The 17287-nt window shown below is 50.9% G+C and carries 21 protein-coding genes and 2 pseudogenes; 10 read left to right on the forward strand and 13 right to left on the reverse strand.

Annotated features, from left to right (window positions below; all coding sequences use genetic code 11):
* The first annotated feature begins 77 nt into the window (after positions 1 to 77).
* A complete protein-coding gene (locus GCD22_RS16875) occupies positions 78 to 635 on the forward strand; it encodes a DUF4124 domain-containing protein (protein ID WP_077272967.1) in 558 nt (185 codons plus the stop codon).
* On the opposite strand, the gene GCD22_RS16880 is transcribed toward GCD22_RS16875, so the two are convergent.
* The 3 genes from GCD22_RS16880 to GCD22_RS16890 form a co-directional block, all read right to left on the reverse strand.
* Positions 608 to 862 (reverse strand): hypothetical protein, encoded by a 255-nt coding sequence (locus GCD22_RS16880; RefSeq protein WP_024895073.1) that lies wholly within the window; start codon positions 860 to 862, stop codon positions 608 to 610. The genes GCD22_RS16875 and GCD22_RS16880 overlap by 28 nt on opposite strands.
* Before the next feature lie 123 nt (positions 863 to 985).
* Positions 986 to 1639, reverse strand: coding sequence for a DNA oxidative demethylase AlkB (alkB, locus tag GCD22_RS16885; protein ID WP_024895072.1), 654 nt, complete (start codon positions 1637 to 1639; stop codon positions 986 to 988).
* 54 nt (positions 1640 to 1693) lie between these two features.
* Positions 1694 to 2137 carry a sigma factor gene (locus GCD22_RS16890; protein ID WP_162175885.1) on the reverse strand — a complete coding sequence of 148 codons (444 nt, stop codon included), beginning with the start codon at positions 2135 to 2137 and terminating at the stop codon, positions 1694 to 1696.
* A 110-nt stretch (positions 2138 to 2247) separates the two neighbouring features.
* Here GCD22_RS16890 and GCD22_RS16895 point away from each other — a divergent pair, with 110 nt between their 5' ends.
* The 3 genes from GCD22_RS16895 (at position 2248) to GCD22_RS16905 (ending at position 5911) form a co-directional block, all read left to right on the forward strand.
* Positions 2248 to 3144, forward strand: coding sequence for a LysR substrate-binding domain-containing protein (locus GCD22_RS16895; RefSeq protein ID WP_031571456.1), 897 nt, complete (start codon positions 2248 to 2250; stop codon positions 3142 to 3144).
* A gap of 319 nt (positions 3145 to 3463) precedes the next feature.
* Positions 3464 to 4396: a sulfotransferase family protein gene (locus tag GCD22_RS16900; RefSeq protein ID WP_140390866.1), complete on the forward strand. Its 933-nt coding sequence runs from the start codon at positions 3464 to 3466 to the stop codon at positions 4394 to 4396.
* Positions 4397 to 5623: 1227 nt separating this feature from the next.
* Positions 5624 to 5911 (forward strand): hypothetical protein, encoded by a 288-nt coding sequence (locus tag GCD22_RS16905; protein ID WP_031571449.1) that lies wholly within the window; start codon positions 5624 to 5626, stop codon positions 5909 to 5911.
* A gap of 222 nt (positions 5912 to 6133) precedes the next feature.
* Here GCD22_RS16905 and GCD22_RS19065 read toward each other — a convergent pair whose 3' ends face one another.
* Positions 6134 to 6328, reverse strand: a complete 195-nt coding sequence (locus GCD22_RS19065; RefSeq protein ID WP_368014004.1) for a transposase — start codon at positions 6326 to 6328, stop codon at positions 6134 to 6136.
* Between GCD22_RS19065 and GCD22_RS18650 the strand changes: the two are divergent.
* Positions 6305 to 6457: pseudogene (locus GCD22_RS18650) on the forward strand (IS110 family transposase); the annotation flags it as partial. The gene GCD22_RS19065 and the pseudogene GCD22_RS18650 overlap by 24 nt on opposite strands.
* Before the next feature lie 168 nt (positions 6458 to 6625).
* Here the strand turns inward: GCD22_RS18650 and GCD22_RS16920 are convergent.
* From GCD22_RS16920 to GCD22_RS16930, 3 genes are all read right to left on the reverse strand, one after another.
* Entirely contained in the window at positions 6626 to 7048 is a 423-nt protein-coding gene (locus GCD22_RS16920) for a DoxX family protein (protein ID WP_024895067.1), read from the reverse strand.
* Positions 7049 to 7293: 245 nt separating this feature from the next.
* A complete protein-coding gene (locus GCD22_RS16925; protein WP_153940870.1) occupies positions 7294 to 8097 on the reverse strand; it encodes a DODA-type extradiol aromatic ring-opening family dioxygenase in 804 nt (267 codons plus the stop codon).
* Positions 8098 to 8148: 51 nt separating this feature from the next.
* Positions 8149 to 8724, reverse strand: a complete 576-nt coding sequence (locus GCD22_RS16930; protein WP_153940871.1) for an NADPH-dependent F420 reductase — start codon at positions 8722 to 8724, stop codon at positions 8149 to 8151.
* Between the two features lie 170 nt (positions 8725 to 8894).
* On the opposite strand from GCD22_RS16930, the gene GCD22_RS16935 reads away from it, so the two are divergent.
* Positions 8895 to 9791, forward strand: a complete 897-nt coding sequence (locus GCD22_RS16935) for a LysR family transcriptional regulator (RefSeq protein ID WP_153940872.1) — start codon at positions 8895 to 8897, stop codon at positions 9789 to 9791.
* 82 nt (positions 9792 to 9873) lie between these two features.
* A pseudogene (locus GCD22_RS16940) lies at positions 9874 to 10224 on the forward strand (IS1634 family transposase); the annotation flags it as partial.
* A 230-nt stretch (positions 10225 to 10454) separates the two neighbouring features.
* Here the strand turns inward: GCD22_RS16940 and wrbA are convergent.
* The 4 genes from wrbA to GCD22_RS16960 all read right to left on the reverse strand — a co-directional run bounded on the left by wrbA (position 10455) and on the right by GCD22_RS16960 (position 13145).
* On the reverse strand, positions 10455 to 11057 hold the full coding sequence (gene wrbA / locus GCD22_RS16945; protein ID WP_010642426.1) for an NAD(P)H:quinone oxidoreductase: 603 nt from the start codon (positions 11055 to 11057) through the stop codon (positions 10455 to 10457).
* A gap of 511 nt (positions 11058 to 11568) precedes the next feature.
* The gene (locus GCD22_RS16950; RefSeq protein ID WP_010642428.1) at positions 11569 to 11805 is read right to left on the reverse strand and encodes a hypothetical protein; all 237 of its coding nucleotides are present in this window, start codon (positions 11803 to 11805) and stop codon (positions 11569 to 11571) included.
* Between the two features lie 537 nt (positions 11806 to 12342).
* Entirely contained in the window at positions 12343 to 12564 is a 222-nt protein-coding gene (locus tag GCD22_RS16955) for a hypothetical protein (protein WP_031571115.1), read from the reverse strand.
* Entirely contained in the window at positions 12561 to 13145 is a 585-nt protein-coding gene (locus tag GCD22_RS16960) for an RNA polymerase sigma factor (protein ID WP_031571113.1), read from the reverse strand. Before GCD22_RS16960 ends, GCD22_RS16955 begins: the two co-directional genes overlap by 4 nt.
* 134 nt (positions 13146 to 13279) lie before the next feature.
* Between GCD22_RS16960 and GCD22_RS16965 the strand changes: the two genes are divergently transcribed.
* The gene (locus GCD22_RS16965; protein WP_031571110.1) at positions 13280 to 14260 is read left to right on the forward strand and encodes a hypothetical protein; all 981 of its coding nucleotides are present in this window, start codon (positions 13280 to 13282) and stop codon (positions 14258 to 14260) included.
* Positions 14261 to 14301: 41 nt separating this feature from the next.
* Here the strand turns inward: GCD22_RS16965 and GCD22_RS16970 are convergent, their stop codons facing one another.
* A complete protein-coding gene (locus GCD22_RS16970; RefSeq protein ID WP_226856210.1) occupies positions 14302 to 15564 on the reverse strand; it encodes a cellulase family glycosylhydrolase in 1263 nt (420 codons plus the stop codon).
* A 450-nt stretch (positions 15565 to 16014) separates the two neighbouring features.
* On the opposite strand from GCD22_RS16970, the gene GCD22_RS18810 reads away from it, so the two are divergent.
* Positions 16015 to 16170 (forward strand): type II toxin-antitoxin system RelE/ParE family toxin, encoded by a 156-nt coding sequence (locus GCD22_RS18810; RefSeq protein ID WP_010642436.1) that lies wholly within the window; start codon positions 16015 to 16017, stop codon positions 16168 to 16170.
* Complete coding sequence (locus GCD22_RS16980) at positions 16163 to 16465, forward strand: addiction module antidote protein (protein WP_031571182.1); 303 nt, start codon at positions 16163 to 16165, stop codon at positions 16463 to 16465. The genes GCD22_RS18810 and GCD22_RS16980 overlap by 8 nt, the downstream gene beginning before the upstream one ends.
* 167 nt (positions 16466 to 16632) lie before the next feature.
* Here GCD22_RS16980 and GCD22_RS16985 read toward each other — a convergent pair whose 3' ends face one another.
* A complete protein-coding gene (locus tag GCD22_RS16985) occupies positions 16633 to 17283 on the reverse strand; it encodes a hypothetical protein (protein ID WP_031571186.1) in 651 nt (216 codons plus the stop codon).
* Positions 17284 to 17287: the final 4 nt, after the last annotated feature.

Below are 17287 nucleotides of genomic sequence, written 5' to 3' on the forward strand. Positions count from 1 at the left end.
GCCTTATGCCAGAGTTCACCGGACTCCTATTGGCGAAAACTTTACAATGTCCGGCCTTTTAAGTAATAACAATAACCATGGACCAGCATTTACTGAAAGGTTTTTTGCTTCATTGCAGCCGTGCCTGTCGGGTTTTGGCTGCCGTTTTTATTTTATCTGCAGGTAACGCGTTGTTACCTGCCCAGGCAGCCATTTACCGTTGGGTGTCTCCCAATGGCACCGTCAGCTATGGTGATCAGCCACCACCAAACGCAGCAAAGCTGCAGTCTCTGCCACCCATTCCTCCGGCACCACCGCCCGTAGCGCATCTGCAAACTCCGCAAAAGGCAGCAACTGTAACCCCATCTTCAGCAGCCAGCGATAAAACCCTGACAGCCATAGAACGCTTGAATCTCCTGGCGGCACTGAATAACTATCAAAACAGCCTGCGACCGCCCCCGGAGCCCGAGCACCATGTTTACATACCGGCCTATATCGGCCCTGCGCCTTTTCCACCGTATCGACCCGGTCGTCCACCCCATTGGCGGCGGCCTCCACCCAGACCTATCCGCCCCCCGAGCAATCGTCCGCCGACCGTTCTTTTGCCACCACCTGCTCCAGCCTCGGCTTATTCTTCGCCGGTGCTGTTGCCGTAGTCGAGAACGGATGCGGAAACTGTCAACGCTTCCCTTTCACTGACAATCTGCGCGCCGTGCTTCCAGAGATAATAAATGACGATGACCCCCATAGGGATGAGCAGGGTCAACACAAAAGTAATAAAAAAGGTGATGATTTTCAGGTTGCGGCCCCATCTGGTGCGCGCCGTACCAATGGCCAATGCCACACTTCTCAGTTCTTTTCCGTCGGAATTTTCTACGCTCACGAGCACTCCTGTTGTTGGCTACCGGAACACGAGGGCTCATGTTACTCCTGCGGAAAAAGCAAAACAATTCCCGTTGGGACGACGTCAATCGCGTTCAGCGTGCAAAGACCGACATCCGCAATTTCAGTGCGCCTTGCGCAAAGTCAGATTAATGCGCCGTGCACCCACGAGAGGATGTTCTCCCGGCTTGATCGGAGCAACACCATGATAGCGCAGGCGGGCAGGACCACCCCAGACCAACACATCACCATGCTCTACAAAAATACGTTTCACCTTATCCCGGCGTTGTGCACCGCCAAACAGAAAAGTAGCTGGCAAACCCAGAGATATGGAAACAATGGGCGCATCCATATCCTGTTCGTCCTTATCCTGATGTAAAGACATCCGCGCTCCCGGAACATACACATTCACCAGACAGGCATCTGGCGTGAAACCGGCAAAACCCGCTTTTTTTGACGCAGCTTGAGCCAAATTCAAAATAATGGCGGGAATTTCCGGCCAAGGTTCCGCATTTTCTGGATCTTTGGACACATATCGATAACCCTGCCTGTCCGACACCCATCCCCATGAGCCGAAATTACTCATGGCGACGGACATTGTTTTTCCACCCGGGGTGCTCATCTGCCGCAGTGCCGACTGCATCAACCCCTGTTGCACCGCATGAATCAGGGATTCGGCATCGGCTAAGGCCCAACCCCTCAGAATCGTGGCCCCTTCTTCAAGCGATTCCACCGCCGTAGCAGGCAAGAGAAAGTTTTCAAAAAGATCTGCCGTCACAGCACCCCCTCCCGCCAGCTCTGCGTAACTATCGAGCCATATTGATCTTTCGGTCTAAGCTACCGCCGGACCGCGCACCGACATACTGGAATCCAGTCTCTGACATATGTGTCGGGTCGCATAAATGGCAAAACGCTCATTGCCATCCACCACAAACTGGCGAGCGGCGTCAATCAGCGCCAGGTTACCTGCTTCAATAAAATCAATCAAAGCGTGCGGTGTTTGATCGTGATAGCTCCGTGCAATACGTAACACCAATCGTAAATGCATTTCGAGTAATTCATGCCAGGCTTCACGATCATTGTGCTGAATTCTGTTAAGCAGATGTTCTTCTTCCAATGCAGTCAAAAGTTCATGATAAGCGATCTCCTGCAAATAGGCGTTGATACGATGACTGGATAGGGCAGTTTCTGCACGAACCTGACCATGTTGAGAATGTGTCCGACGTACTGTAACGGAGAGTGTATCGGCTGAGGGCGCTAAACTTTCTGTGGCCATGGAAATATTTTCCCTATATTTGTAAAGTGCGATATAGGGTTTAAACATACGGATACACCAGACATCATAGCAAATGTATTTTATTGGTAACTTTATCGGAGAAATCGATAATGGCAGATGAGGAACAACTTCTTTCCCTACTGGCCATCGCCGAGCACGGTAGCATCAGTGCGGCCGCCGAGCATTTACATCGGGGCCAATCGGCCATTTCCGAACGCCTGAGAAAACTGACCGAACTGGTCGGAGAGCCTCTTTATACGCGTGAAATCAATGGGGTAAAGCTCACTCAGGCGGGGGCCGTACTCATTCCCGACATTGAACGCCTACGCCGCGTCCTGCGCGATATTGACAGTATTATCAGGCGTCGTCAGCGCCTCATGGAAGGAGAACTCAATATTGTTTCTACCAGCCTCATTGCCAATTATTATTTACCCCCTTTTCTAACCCGATTCAGACAGCAATATCCGGGGATCAATCTCTACATCAAAAGCGGCGAACGATACTGGAAAGATGCAGCGGCGGGCGAAGTAGATGTGTTTTTTTATGAAGGTGACAGCGATCTTCCGGAACTGCCCGATTATTTTAAAAGTGTACCCTGGCAGGATAATGAAATTGTCATTGTCACTCCCTTGCAGCATCCTCTAGCCGGACGCCAAAATGTTTCCTTTGAGGAGTTGGAAAGTTATCCCATTATTTGGCGCGAACCGGGTTCTGCTGTACGCGGCGCCATAGAAAAGGAATTTCGCCGCCGTGGCATCGTCCCCAGGCATTTTATCGAAGTAGCCGATATTGAATCGGTAGGCACGATGATCAATGCCAACCTGGGCATCGGCTTCATGAGCAAAAGAGTGTTAGACAAACGCTCCGACTGGCAGGTAGCTACCGCCACGCTGGAAAGCCACCAGATGGTCTGCCTGAATTTCATGGCCGCACCACAACCCGACCGGCGCTCGATAATGCTCCAGAAATTTCTTGAGATGATCGAAAACCCTGAGAATTTAACCTGAGCAAAAGACTGGGAAAACCTGATTGCCGCCAAAGGTAATGCAGAAAAAGCCGACGCATGGGTTAGAGCGCGCTTGCATGAAGCGGAGAATTTAAGCACCGGCGCACAAAAAGCGTATTTGCGCATCATGATCAGAAATTTGCCCTGAAATGCCGGAGTATCTGCTTTCCTGAAGGGTTTTTGTGCGCCATGGTAGCCAAGCAGGGCAGTCACCCCGTTAGCTGCTTCAGGCACGATAGAGACAGGAAATGCTATACTGGGGCGAGTTCGCCGGGCTTACAGCTTCGGATGCAACACCAACCTTCAGTCAAGGAGTTGATTTGTCCAGTTCAGTCCCTTCCCGCCTAAATTCCGTCAGCCATGCCCTCTGGCCCAATTTTTTTATTACCGGAACAGTGAAAGGTGGCACCACCTCTATGTATCGTCACCTTCGCGGGCATCCCGAGGTATTTTTACCGGCCTTTAAAGAACCACACTATTTTGCCCGGATTCAGCCCAAGCCAGAACAACGGCATCTCATTGAACACATTAGTGAAGAACATGCCTACCTGCATCTTTACGAAAATGCCGGAGACTTTCCGGCCATTGGTGATGCCAGTACTTCCAACCTCTGGTATCCGGAAGCTCCAGCACGCATTCATGACGTCGCCCCCGATGCCCGTATTATCATTTTATTGCGCGACCCGGTCAGCCGCGCCCACTCCCACTACCTGATGGATTTTCGTGAGGGTCTTGTGGATCTTCCTTTTTCAGTAGAGTTACTCCAGGGGGATTTTGCGCAAAGTGAAAAAGGCTGGGGTGTGTCCCGACTGTATGTGGATCTTGGCTTGTATCACGATCAGGTGCAGCGCTATCTGCAAATTTTTGGTGAGGATCAGGTACTGGTCCTGCAATTTGACGATCTGGTGAATGCGCCTGAACAGACTCTAAAGCGCGTAGCTGCTCACTTGCATATTGACCCTGCACCCTTTCAGGAAATGGATGTAGACCAGGTGCACAATGGCTTCAAGGCCCCCCGGGGGAACTGGTCGCGGCGTTGCGCATCCAGTCCGCTAGCCCGCTGGATTGGTTATCATCTGATGCCCAGAAAGCTGCAATGGTGGCTATATCAGAATCTGATCCTGAAAGCCGCTTCCAAACCGCAGATAGATCCGGCTGCACGTCAGTATCTGGAACAAATTTACGCACCGGATATTGAAAAACTGGAAACCTTATTGGGACAAAAGATGCCAGCGCTGCGCTCTTCCTGGTAAAAATCAGTCACTCCAGCCATACTTTTTGAAAATAGCGGCGCCCTTCCGGGTAATGGAGGTGCTTACTATTCGAACAAGATGTTCACACCCGCCAAGAAAGAAGAAGGACTGGTGAGAAGCATTGCCCACTGCTCTACCTTTGGCGAATACAACTGAGATTGCTCTCGCCATTGCGTTACCGTAACGGTTCGATGGTATCTGGGCGTGGGAAGCGCCAGCGCGAAAAAATCCCGCCAAGTAGGGACTGTATGGGGACCAGATTCACATTTTGCTGCTATGGAGTAATTTACGCGATTCACAACTGTTTGTTTTTAATGGTGGGAACGGCGGGATTCGAACCCGCGACCCACGGCTTAAAAGGCCGAAATAGTAAGTTTTTGACACTTTCTGCATCAATGTTTTACAAAAAATAAAGAGTATATTCATATTGTTGTGGGTGATTTCTGGTAAATATATTCCCTTTAATTCCATGACATTCCTATATTCAGTATGGCGCAAGGGTGGCACAGAAATCGAGCGGTTGAGACCATTCTATCTCTTCTACTGGTAATGGGATGCCGCCAAACACCCTCGTAGAACGATTAAAATCATACCTTAAGATTGCAAGGGCGGACTACATTATTCTACCTAGACGCCCACCCGTTGACCCTCCTTGTCAACTCTGTGCTTCGGGGTATCATCAGCCACTGTGGCGGCAAGACCCTACCTAACGCCCAGTTACCGTGTCGTTGATTGGAAAGTCATATCCATCCGCATTTCCCTGCCCCGTGATGGTAGACTGAAAAGCACGCCCGCATCAGTTACCGCCAGATGAACCGTCATGTGCATATGCGCAGCACCACCCTGCGGTTGCTTCGAAAGGCAGTTTTCCTGAAAAACGGCCTGCCCGTCCCCTTCGATAACTGGTACCCCCGTAGTCGTACAGGTTGATCCTTGCTTTGACATCATCCAGGAGGTAAAGGCCTGACCGTGATTGCAGACGGTATAGGTGTCCTTAGATGCCCCGTCCGGTGGCAATGCTTGTCTCTTTCCATTCGCCGCGTTTCATGTGCGGCAATCCTTGCGCGAACGCCCCCGTTCAAAACGCTGTCACACAAGTGATCAGTACTATTTGACGAATACGCATAATTTCTCCGAAACTGAGTCATAAAAAACAAACGGACCACTATTTTCCCGTGCTACAGGAAAGGTTGTCCAGTACTACCCACCGAATTTTGGAGGATATCCATGCACATGAAGGTCAAAAGGATGCTGGCAGGCGTGACCGCATTGGCGATAATATATGCACTGCTGGTCCATGTTGGATTAGCGCATGCGCGTTCAGCACCCGCCGGAGACTTTCCTTGGACTTACGGATTTCAACCCGGCGAATGGCAATATATCACGACCACCAAGAGTCCCTTGCTCGGCACCTCCCGCACTACTTCTATGCGGTGTTCCCATAGCCTCTATCAACCCCAGGATACGGCCCACGCCACACTCACCACCCCCGGCTCCTCTCCATTGACGAGTTAGAGACACCTCGGCACGTGCGTCAGCGTTTCACCGTTGGGTACTGATTCGGCACGAACCAGGCGTGATCGAGGCCCTCCTACGGGCCTAATCAATTGTCGCGTGTCTTGTAAGTTTTGCGACGGGTCGCAGCCACCCCCTGTGAATACTCCACCGGCTAAAAGCCGGTGGCTTCAGGTTACGGCTGGGAGCTGGATCGGTCGGCACTGAGGCCGACGGCTGTCGCTACACGACATGAAAGTCATCGTCTGGATCTGGTGGAGTTTGACTCTTGATGTACTCCTGCCAAACCTCATCCGTCACATTCCCACTACTCGCGACCCAATAGCCCCACCCCCATAAATGTTGGCCCCAGTATCTCTTGCGTAACTTCGCATACTCCGTCAGCAACCGGTGCGAGCTCTTATCGCCTTGGCCCACAAAATGCTGCGCATCATCTACTTCATGCTCTCTCGTGGCACATATTACCGGGACGCCGCCACCGATTATGAAGCCTTGAGCGTACAACGTAATGCCGCACGCTGGATCAAAAAGCTGATTGGGTCGTGAAGCAATCACCTCCATACGAAGCCTCTCGAAAACGGACCGATGGGGATATCTCCATTCGTTATCGGATTTACCCCCATCGTTGACCAGCCATTAGCGAAGTCCAGACACGTGGTCTGTGGTCTCCACTCATCCATCCCACTCAAAAGATCGAAGAGCGAAATATTTCCATCATAGCCCTAATTTATTATCTAACGAGTATTTCCCGGCTCCGGTAACATATAGAAGGAAACATCCACCAATGATGCTGATGTTTTTATAAAAATTGATTTTACCCTCGAAATGAGCCATTCCCGTCATGGTCCAGTAATGATGGCCGATCAATGCCGTTCCCAGAGTGTAAATAGCCAATAAAACGGCTAGTGGCCGGGTAAATATTCCAACAAGTATTGCTGAACAAACAAAAACTTCCATAAATATCGCAATGATCGTAGCAATTGGCGGCATCGGTGCCCCAACTTGCTGCATATAGGCAACTGTTCCGGAGTAGTCTGTCAACTTTCCCCATCCAAATATGAGAAACAGTAAAACCAGCAAAAACCGGGCTACCAAAATCACTTCTTCCTTTATTCTGTCAGAACCAAACGTTTTCATCACTATTCTCCTGGATCATATTGAGATTTTCAAATCGTACAGACGATGTGCATAAGACTAACCAATCCTCATTTATCACTCCTAATCCGCATGCAAATACTTCATCACGCCGATATCATCTGACTTCTGAGTCGAGGAAGCATCGATTCCGCGCAGCAGCTGACAACAGAAAAGTGGAAACATATTTTTCCATTTTGAAATTCTCTTTCATTTTAGTGAAGGTCATATTCAAGCTTGCGCTTTTCTTATTTACCGTACCCAAACTCATAAGTTGCCATTGGAACTTTCATTACATGGTCTACAAACATTGACCTTCCTTTATCCTCTCCCGCTGCGCCGGCAATAACCATGAGAGGAATCAAATGGTCTTCATGCGGATGAGCCAATCGTGCACCAGGTGCAGTTTCCCATTTCGCCAGCATGTCATTTCTTACCTCAGCATTATTTTGTTTAACCGCCTCACTGAGGTAGTTTTCAAATGCGTCAGCAATCGGAGTGGATTCATCACGACCAAACCCTCTCATGTTGTGGTAAGTCAAGCCACTGCCGATAATCAGGATACCCTCATCACGCAAAGGGGTAAGTGCCTGACCAACGCGAATATGCTGGTGCGGGTCGTAATTCGATTTCATCGATAGCATCACAACCGGTACATCTGCATTCGGATACATGAGTGTAATTGGGACAAATGTCCCATGATCAAAACCACGTCTGGCATCTTCCTTCGCCGCAATGCCAGCATTCGACAACAAAGCTAGCACGCGTGAAGCAAGCTTGAGCGAGCCTGGCGCCGGGTACTTGATGTGATAAGTGTGCTCCGGGAATCCGTAGTAGTCATAAACCATGGGCGGACGCTCGGCGGTTGAAACGGTAAAATCTTTTTCTTCCCAATGACCGGTTATCACTAATATTGCTTCCGGTTTCGCGGGCAGACGTCCAGGCAATGCGATGAATTCCTGTTCTGTCTTGGCGAACTGTTGCCGCATGTCGTCGACATACGGCCATGGCCCGCCACCATGCGAAAGGAAATAGACTGGCATTCTGTTCATCTATATATCCCCCTAGCCTTATCACAGCCCGGATTGATGCCAGGCTCTATTTCAATGCAACAACTTGAAGCCGATATCAGTCCCGTTGCCTAGCACATAGCCAAGCTGGATATTGAAGTATCCGAGTGATTCCAACTGCCGTGCGTTTTGCAATGGGCCACCATCAATTGCATCAAAGCCGATCGCTTTACCCAATTCAAGAACGACATTGCGTGCCGTTTCATTGTCACCGGCAGCGAAGACGGTTAACTGTTGACCCGCCACCAACCCGTCACTCATGTGCTGAGCGAATACGGTATTGAAGCTCTTTACCACATGTGCGCGTGGAAGCGCCTTTTGCAGTTCCTCGGCACCACTCGTCGTAAATCCCATAGCTAATTGCATTTCTGGTGTCAGCGCATTGGTCACGTCGACGACAATTTTGCCGTCAGCTGCCGTTTTCAACTCGCGTGCCACATCTTGTACCGCACCAAAGGGGATAGCCAACACGATGACATCGGCCCAAGAAACATCCCCAGCAATTTCCCCTTTCTTGACGGCCCGAACTTCGTATCCGGCTCGCGCAAGACCTTTATTGAGGGCGCTGCCGACGTTCCCTGTTCCGATGATGATGATTTTGTGTTTCATAATTGCTCCTTGTAGATAAAAAGTAGGTTTGTTAGGTTCGATGCCGCTATGCACTCATTAGTGATGTGCTTTCCTTGATGCGTACGTCGATGGAAGCACTTTAGGAGTTTGTTTGATCATGCACTAGATGGTAAAACTGGGAATTACTGTGCATAATTTGGGACAATCAAATGGATCTCGATGCAATTGAGGTATTCGTGAAAGTTGTACAAGCAGGTAGTCTGTCCAATGCGGCAAGACTATTAAATATGCCCAAGACGACGGTCAGCGCCAAACTCGCTGCTCTGGAAAAACGGCTGGGGACGAGCCTGATCTACCGCACTACCCGTAAATTGCATGTGACCGAAGCGGGCGAGAAATACTTTCATCATTGCGCGAACGCCGTTCGGGAGATGGAACTCGGAGAGGCCGCACTTCAATCGTCGCAAGGCACGCCGACCGGGTTGCTCAAAGTCACTGCTCCTGTCGACATAGGACATGCGGTGCTTCCTCACGTTACGCGCGCCTACCTGGCGAAGTATCCCGATGTCACCATTGAATTACTGATTTCAAACCAGATCGCTGATCTGGTGGGGGGAGGTGTTGATTTGGCTATTCGCGCGGGCATGCTGAAAGACTCATCGTTGATCGCAAAGCGATTTATTGACTTGCGCGCCAATCTTTGGGCTTCCCCCAGCTATATCAAAGAATTCAGAAAATTCACGCATCCCAAGGATTTAGTCATGGCGTCGTTCGTTGGGCGCAAGGGTGTCGACGTACTGCGGCTTACGGACGGCAAGTCAGAAGTCGATGTACCTGTCGTCAGCCGCGTCATTGCAGACGATCTCGAAACCATTAAAGCATTGACCATTCTTGGTGAAGGAGTCGGCTGGCTGCCTGACTTTCTGTCCGCAGATGCGGTAGACGCCGGCACGCTTGTGCCAGTTCTTCCGCAATGGAAATGGAAAGGAGGGGGCGCGTTCTATTTCGTCTACGCGGGCCAAAAATATGCATCGCCCAAGGTGCAGGCATTCATCCAAACGGCGTTGGATGTCGTTTCATCGAGGATGCCCAACTTCAGTTTTTGAACTGGCATTTGCCTTCAGTGCATCTTTCTGCGCAACAACGCGCGGCGGTGGATGATCTGAACCAGAACAAAACGACAAAGGAAGAGAACTGGGGTTTGATGCTTTGCGCCAGATATTCCGCAAGACCCGCCATATGACCAATGTGGAAGCGCTGATCCGGATCATGGTCCTTAACCGGCTCTGCGATCCCGAATCGAAACTGGGCGTATTGCGCTGGGTGGAAACAGTCGCCTTGCCGGATGTACCGGTAGCAGCGATCACCCACCAGCAACTCCTGCGCAGCATGGATGCCCTGATGGAGCAACAGTCTGCCGTCGATGCCGTAGTAGCCGGACTGTTGCGCCCCCTGATCGATCAGGACTTGTCTGTGGTCTTCGATGACCTCACCACGATCCGCAGCGAAGGCTTGATCGCCCGCCAGTTCCTGCTGGGGGCGTGCAGACGGCAGCGGGTGGTCGGAAAACCCGGCAACGTGGTTACCTGGATCGTCAATACCGAAAGCGTCGGGAATCAGAAAAGTATCAGCCTGCGCTGCAGCGATCGGTTAAACCAGGGCTAATTTATAACGCCAGTGACGTCAGCGGCTGCCTGACCCGCCACAATACGCCCAATCGGCCCCAGAAGACTGACGGATTCTGATAGCAAAGCGATGTTCTCCAAAGATCATATCCGTAGCTTTTGGGTTATTTCGGCCACATGCCGCCCCTGAAAACGAGCGATGGCCAGCTCGTTGGCACTGGGCTGACGACTGCCATCTCCGTTGGATAGTGTCGTGGCACCATAGGGTGTACCTCCGCTGATCTCACTCATATTCATCAGTTCCTGACAACTGTAGGGGACGCCAACCACGATCATCCCCTGATGGAACAGGAAAGTGTGAAAAGAAGTGATGGTGGTTTCCTGACCACCGTGCTGCGTGGCTGTGCTGGCAAAAACGCTGCCGATCTTGCCCACCAGTTTACCTTCTTGCCAGAGATTTCCTGTGCGATCAAGAAAATTACGCATTTGCCCACTCATATTGCCGAAGCGTGTTGGCGTGCCGAAAATAATCCCATCATAATCCGCGAGATCATCGGGGTGCGCCTCTGGCGCAGCTTGATTAGTTTTGGCATGCACAGCGGCCAAGGTTTCCGCTGGCATGCTTTCCGGCACCCGCTTAATATCCACCGTCACGCCGGAGATGTCTCGTGCACCTTCAGCTATGGCATCGGCCATGGTTTCGATATGCCCCCAGAGGCTGTGATATAACACCAGTATTTTGCTCATAATGCTCTCCTCGTATTAGTCAACGTCTTCCGAGAGTAAAGATGATAAGTATACCTTGTAAAGGTTCCTCGTCATTTCAAGTGGGTAGCCTGAGATCTAGCTTACCCAAGTGTCAATCAGCGATGGTGATTAGCCAATTTTCAGCAGAAATCAGCGGTTGAATGGTTCGCCATTGAGAGCCTCGGTATTTCGCCAACAAACTAATGATTCATATTCCGCGATATGGGTTGGTAAATACCTGATGCTGACAGATGGCAAACGAATGGCGCTGATTAACAGCAAATTAGCGCCACCACCCACGATGCCAACCCCACCATGGACGATACGGACGATAGATAGGCACGGGGTGAATAACCACAGGACCAGGTCGAACCACAGCGACCGGTCCTCTAGGCGGCACCACATAACAGCCGGAGAGTAGGCTCATAGTAAGCAGGAGGAATAGTGCAGCATTTATTTTGCGAATAGGGAACATCGGTTATCTCTCCCAGTTCAGATGAATTGCCTGTATTCAGGCAGCAAATCTTTCAGCAATCATCAATTGTTGACGGGCACGCTCCAGTTCCAGAATAGCAGCCGCCTTGTGACCCCCAAACACGTCAGGAGCCTCATGCCGCAAGATGAAAATAGAATGGTCAATCTGACGGATAGCTCTTTGCAGATTTGGATGCGGGGCAGCTTGCGCTGTACTGATGCCCATAAAGAAAAATGCAGAAATTAACAGCGCGCTTTTCATTATCTGATTCATGTTAACTCTCCTCTAGGGATGTAAGGCTTTACGGGACTGCTGGTATTCCTGCCACAACTTTCTTTGTTGAGCAGGAGGAAGTTTATGAAAGCGTCTGGCGCGATCCATTATTTGCTGTCGGCGTGTCTGAGAATAATGTTTCCATCTTTCAGCCCGACGCTCCCAGCGGATTTTCGGAGCTGGGCGCTCCCATTCAGGTTTATGAACAGGAGCACGTCGTATCCAGTGTGGATCTCGATGCATGGTCGGTGAGGCCAATACCGGCAATGAGAAACCGAATATGCATATTCCCAGTAAAACAATGGGAAATCCCTTAATAGCCATGATCCACCATATTGAGTTTGTCTGGATGCGCTTCCAACCATTCGTAAAAACCAAGATGAGCAACTATGTTGTGTGCTTCAGGAGGAATGGGCTGATTTGTCTTAACCGGTGTTGAACGTGGCATAGGGCTGAACACATGCAGCGACATCGCAACCAGTGCGATAGCACAAAAACCCAGAATTATCTTAGCCGCGACGGGTAGTCGCCAGATTGTTACGGACCGTCTGATAGATTGATGATGCGGCTGATAACCCGCCGACCAATGATCCAGGAGCGTTTTAGAAAATGCACATTGTTCTTCGCAACGTGGACAATGGCCCACATGTGCGGCAATCCGGCGTGCAAAATGCCCCGATAGCATTCCTGCACGCCACCGATCCAGAGTGTCTGATCGCGGGTGACAACTCCCCGAAGGCGCAATAAAAAACCGATCATGCTTCATCGTTATATCCTCCAGGTGCCCAATCTGCGAGAAGCGTCCGCAGACGTCGCAACGCTCGATAGTGGTGGACCTTGACACTTCCGCTACTGCAACCCATAGCCATCGCTGTTTCTTCCACGCTTAATTCCTGCCATTCCCTGAATAGAAAGGCTTCCCTCTGCCGATTGGGCAATTGGCGCAAAGCCGATTCAATCTGTGTGCCTAACTGTTGTCCGGATAACTGATCATCGGGACTCGGAAAAAGATCGGGTAGGGCACTTAAGTCCTCCTCGGCATCGTCATTTTCTGTTCTCCAGAATCCGAGTAATCTCTCTAAACGCTGGCGGCGTTGATGATCCCGAATGTGGTTGCGCAGGATGGCGTAAAACAGCGCCACCCACTCTTCTGTCGGGCGGTCTGAATATTTCTGCATGAGCTTTATGGCAGCTTCCTGAACCATATCTCCAGCTTGGCCGGAGTCTCCAAGTTCCAGGCAGGCAAAGCGAAAAGCACGTTTTTCCAACCCATAAAACAGCTGGGACCAGGCTTTTTCTTTCAGGCTGGTGTCAATGAGAATAGCCTCAGTTTGAAACATGTCAGAATCGTATTCCTCCGGATCTTACGGTGTTTTAACGTGTGACACGCTACTTTGGTTGACAGACTCAATCTATACTTTGCGATGCTACCGAAAAACGGAAATATATGATCAGAAATAGATGGAAGGCGTGCTTGTTGATTGCTTGTATGGTCTGGGTATTTGCGGGCATTCCGGCCGAGGCTTACGGGAGTCATTTTCGACCTGGGCCGAAAGGAAAGGACGTCACCATTTCGAATGGCGGCCTTTCGATAAAATTTAACATTCCTTGGGGTGGGGTGGTGGTTTCGGTGTCGAATCGACACGTAGCCCATGGGCTGAACATTGTCGACACCCATGATCCGGGGCGTGAATTACAGGTGGACCAGTTTCTGTTTTTGATGATAAACGGTCATTGGAGCCTGATGCTTAACCCTACGCAGGCGGGATCTTTTGGACACCAGGCCTTTTATCTGCACCCCCACGGGGTCATACATCCGGAAATTGGAAGTAAGGTGGTGAGGTGGAACGCGAGTCGAACGCATTTTCATGCGGTGATTGATCCGGTGGATTACGATACGGGCCATCCTACAAAGTGGGTGTACGTAGAGGATGTTCGGATTAGCGCGAAAGGTGTTGCCCATTTTCATTTTACGTTTTACAACCACGGAATGCAGACCTACCTATTGGACTCGGAGGTCCCTACGCTTTACTCGGACTGGACGGATGCGTTTCTATATCCGCTGGTTTCGCCTTATGGGCGCGCGGGGCGGTCTCTTCTGCTTCAAGATGCCAAATGGCCAGTGAGGATGGTTCGTGGAAGCCGCTGGCCTGAAGGCCATCTGACGTCCAAAGGCTGGATCGCCAACATCGACACCAGAAATAACATCGGGATTTTTTATACGACGCCAGTTGGACGACCGGAGACCTATGGGGTGTTTGCTCGTGCCGCTTTTCGAGGGAGAAATCCACTCGGCAAATCCAATGTGACGGTTAGGAAAGCGATTTCCTATCCCGGTGAAATTTACTTGATTGATTTTTCAGTATTAGTGAGTACACCCCAAAATGGGCCTGCACTGATTTCGAAGCAACCCCAAGCGGTGCTGAAGGTCATACGCAACCAACCACCTGAATAATCGGATGGGACGTCATCTGTTCTGCTTTTCATTGGAAATCATCACTGGACAGCTTCAGCCCGGAATGTCTTTTGTAGGATCCTCCCTGCGTCATGGCCACATCCATCAGAATTAGGATCTACAAATTGATACGTGGCCGTATTTCCGGGGTAGTTGTAGCTGTTGATGATATAACCAGCCGCTTGAACGGGAGCATCCCACCCGTAAACGGTTATCCCAATAGCATGCGCTGGGAGATATCGCTGAATAAAGTATCGGGTGATGGTCTGATTCGGATCATTCGGACAATGTTTGAGGCCCTCGTCCCATTCTGTAGCGATGACGGCATGACCGGTGGCTGCCAGATTTCCAAACCGTGTATTCCATACATGGATACTGTCGGTTAGATTTCCGCGCACCACATACTGATAGGGATGCACGCTGTAGGCTGAGTTAGGCGGCATTCCATGCGGCACAGTGAAGCCGGAGAAACCAAAATCCACACCGTCACCCATGAAAAGAAGGACATTTTCTGGAGCTTGCTGACGAAGCCATCTCCCTACCGTGAGCATGCCCTGATCGGGCTCTCTGCCACAGCCACGCGCCCAGGATTTCCAGTCAGGATGCCTGAAGGTACCGTCATCGCATGCGCGAGTCGTTGAAGGCTCGTTAAAGACTTCCAGTATCACGCCCTTATCATGCGTCAAACGCGAATCCAGGAGTTGTTTCCAGGCTTGTTCGGTCCGGAGATCGGGCAGCTTCTGGAGTCCTCCATCCTCATAAGGCGTACAACTGTATCGCTCGGTTTGCATGCACAAGATAACGATAAGGCCGGCGCTTCGCGCCTGTTCAATCACGTTGCGCACCATGTCGGTGTAGGCAGAAAGCCCGTGAGTATATTCGTACTGCAGTGCTCCCTGGCTGAGATTGAAACGTACCGTATTGGCGTGCCAGTCCTTTACCATCGCTTCCAAGGACGGGTTATAACCGAAACCAGGCATTGCGGTCGCCGTCATGGCGGCCTGTGCTTCCTGAAGATTGGCTGCTGCGGGAGAGGCACGAAAATGCCTGCTACATAAAGTGGCAGCGTACTGCGTGGGATAGGCCAAGGAAACCGAGGTGAATCCTCGCGGTATAAATAATTGATTGGTTCCAGCCACGACTAACCGTCCGTCCACGACGGCCACTCCTGAAGTCGCAGCAGACGGAGCGGGGGTTTGCGCAGGGGTAGTATTGGCCAGAGCCTGATTGCTAACGCACGCGATACACGCAAGAACTACCGCCGGGAGTGCAGCAGCAAGGGCGATACGCAGCGATTGTTTCATTTGAGTTCAGTTGCCTCCGACATGGGTACATATGCGAGTGTCGTCTCTCGTCCCCGCATTTTTACTGTAGTCAATATATTTGTTTTCTATTTTACAGAATTTTGATTGTCTGCGGCCATCTCGGGGCCCCTTCAGTGTTAAACAAGCACGCGCACGGACATTGCCCGGCCTGGCCGGCTAACGGTCGTTTGGTGTATATAGGATATGGGTGCGATCGCGTCTACTGTTTCTGGATTGCACAATTCAAAAAAAGCCGGCAAGGGTTGAACGATTGTAGTTCTTTGACTACACTACGCCAGTGATCGTAGCTAAAACAGACCGAGGCCTTCGCGAATTGGGAATCTCGCCTCCGAGACAAGCGCGCCAGGACCATCATCGCCACACGATTGGCGCGACTGGCCCACGGGTTGCCGGGGGATGTAGAACCCGTAGGCGAAGGCGTCAGCGAACTTGCGTATCCATTACGGTCCTGGTTACCGCGTCTACTTCCAGCAGCGTGGCGACATCCTGATTGTATTGCTCTGTGGTGGCGACAAAAAAACGCAGGCCCGCGACATCGCCACAGCAAAGAAGCTGGCGGAAGAATGGAGTACATCCAATGACTGAGAAATTGACGACTTATGATCCGGCAGCCGCACTCGTCGACGATGAGGAGATCGCGGCGTTCATGGCCGACGCCTTTGAAACCGGGGATGCTGGCTATATTGCCCACTCGCTTGGTATTGTCGCGCGTGCTAAGGGTATGACCCAGATTGCCCGCGATACCGGTCTTTCACGCGAACAGCTCTACCGTTCATTCAGCGAAGCCGGCAATCCGACGCTGAAAACGACGCTGGCCGTCATGAAAGCCCTGGGGATTGATCTGACAGCGAAGCCCCGCAGTGAACACGTAGCGGCCTAATGAAGAACATCCTCACCCGTATAAGCAGACTCAATGTAATGTCCCATAATCGGCCCTCCTGGGTGGCAGAAGAACCGGGCAAAACCGGGCGATCTGCCGTTCAGAGTTTTGGGATCACGAGACAAAACGATACATTGCGTCTCGTGAGCACAACCATAACACAGACATTAGAAATCCAAGGTGACAGCTAACTCCAGACATAACGTTCTGTCATTTTTTGTTTGGGAACATTTTTTATGGGCTGACCGCAGCTTAAACATATTCCAGAGAGGATCCCCTGCAAGAGTATGCAGAAACACCATTCCTACGTGCCCAATCCACTGCAAAGCAATTGCAACAGCCCCCCAACGAAGAATCTCCAATAACCATCTAAATGGAATTCCAGACCACCACCCGCGAAATCCGCCTAAGAGTGTCAGGCCAGCAGCGGCAACCAGAGTCACCGAGAGAAGGAATATCCCGTGCATCAATCCAGGCAGCCCCGCGCGTGGGCCGGGAGACGCTAAAATTCCTTGAGATAGGCCCCTGATGTCTTGACTAATTGCTCTTAATCCAACGGGATTCAGGGGGAAAAAATAACACAACGTAATGCGTCCACTGCGGCTCAACATAAGCCAACCCCATTGCAAAAGCAGGACCACGATCAGCATCTGCCCCACGATGACATGCCACTCAAAGGGAAACCATCCAAATAACCAGCCCATGAGCCCCATAATCATTTGAAAAGCAACGGTGGAGAGTAGCAACAAATGGAGCAGCTTGGCACGATTGGGTCGATTGTCATGGATGCGGCTATATGGAGCGGTAACAGGAATCATCGAT

The sequence above is a fragment of the Acidithiobacillus thiooxidans ATCC 19377 genome, assembly GCF_009662475.1.
Classification (GTDB): Bacteria; Pseudomonadota; Gammaproteobacteria; order Acidithiobacillales; family Acidithiobacillaceae; genus Acidithiobacillus; species Acidithiobacillus thiooxidans.

What these genes read in the sequence shown, in the direction of transcription:
- GCD22_RS16895 (WP_031571456.1), top strand. Translation starts at nt 2,248, where the DNA reads ATGGCAGATGAGGAACAACTTCTTTCCCTACTGGCCATCGCCGAGCAC.
- GCD22_RS16950 (WP_010642428.1), bottom strand. Translation starts at nt 11,805, where the DNA reads ATGAATCAGATAATGAAAAGCGCGCTGTTAATTTCTGCATTTTTCTTT.
- GCD22_RS16905 (WP_031571449.1), top strand. Translation starts at nt 5,624, where the DNA reads ATGCACATGAAGGTCAAAAGGATGCTGGCAGGCGTGACCGCATTGGCG.
- wrbA (WP_010642426.1), bottom strand. Translation starts at nt 11,057, where the DNA reads ATGAGCAAAATACTGGTGTTATATCACAGCCTCTGGGGGCATATCGAA.
- GCD22_RS16980 (WP_031571182.1), top strand. Translation starts at nt 16,163, where the DNA reads ATGACTGAGAAATTGACGACTTATGATCCGGCAGCCGCACTCGTCGAC.
- GCD22_RS16970 (WP_226856210.1), bottom strand. Translation starts at nt 15,564, where the DNA reads ATGAAACAATCGCTGCGTATCGCCCTTGCTGCTGCACTCCCGGCGGTA.
- GCD22_RS16925 (WP_153940870.1), bottom strand. Translation starts at nt 8,097, where the DNA reads ATGAACAGAATGCCAGTCTATTTCCTTTCGCATGGTGGCGGGCCATGG.
- GCD22_RS16955 (WP_031571115.1), bottom strand. Translation starts at nt 12,564, where the DNA reads ATGATCGGTTTTTTATTGCGCCTTCGGGGAGTTGTCACCCGCGATCAG.
- GCD22_RS16985 (WP_031571186.1), bottom strand. Translation starts at nt 17,283, where the DNA reads ATGATTCCTGTTACCGCTCCATATAGCCGCATCCATGACAATCGACCC.
- GCD22_RS16930 (WP_153940871.1), bottom strand. Translation starts at nt 8,724, where the DNA reads ATGAAACACAAAATCATCATCATCGGAACAGGGAACGTCGGCAGCGCC.
- GCD22_RS16935 (WP_153940872.1), top strand. Translation starts at nt 8,895, where the DNA reads ATGGATCTCGATGCAATTGAGGTATTCGTGAAAGTTGTACAAGCAGGT.
- GCD22_RS16890 (WP_162175885.1), bottom strand. Translation starts at nt 2,137, where the DNA reads ATGGCCACAGAAAGTTTAGCGCCCTCAGCCGATACACTCTCCGTTACA.
- GCD22_RS16875 (WP_077272967.1), top strand. Translation starts at nt 78, where the DNA reads ATGGACCAGCATTTACTGAAAGGTTTTTTGCTTCATTGCAGCCGTGCC.
- GCD22_RS16960 (WP_031571113.1), bottom strand. Translation starts at nt 13,145, where the DNA reads ATGTTTCAAACTGAGGCTATTCTCATTGACACCAGCCTGAAAGAAAAA.
- GCD22_RS16920 (WP_024895067.1), bottom strand. Translation starts at nt 7,048, where the DNA reads ATGAAAACGTTTGGTTCTGACAGAATAAAGGAAGAAGTGATTTTGGTA.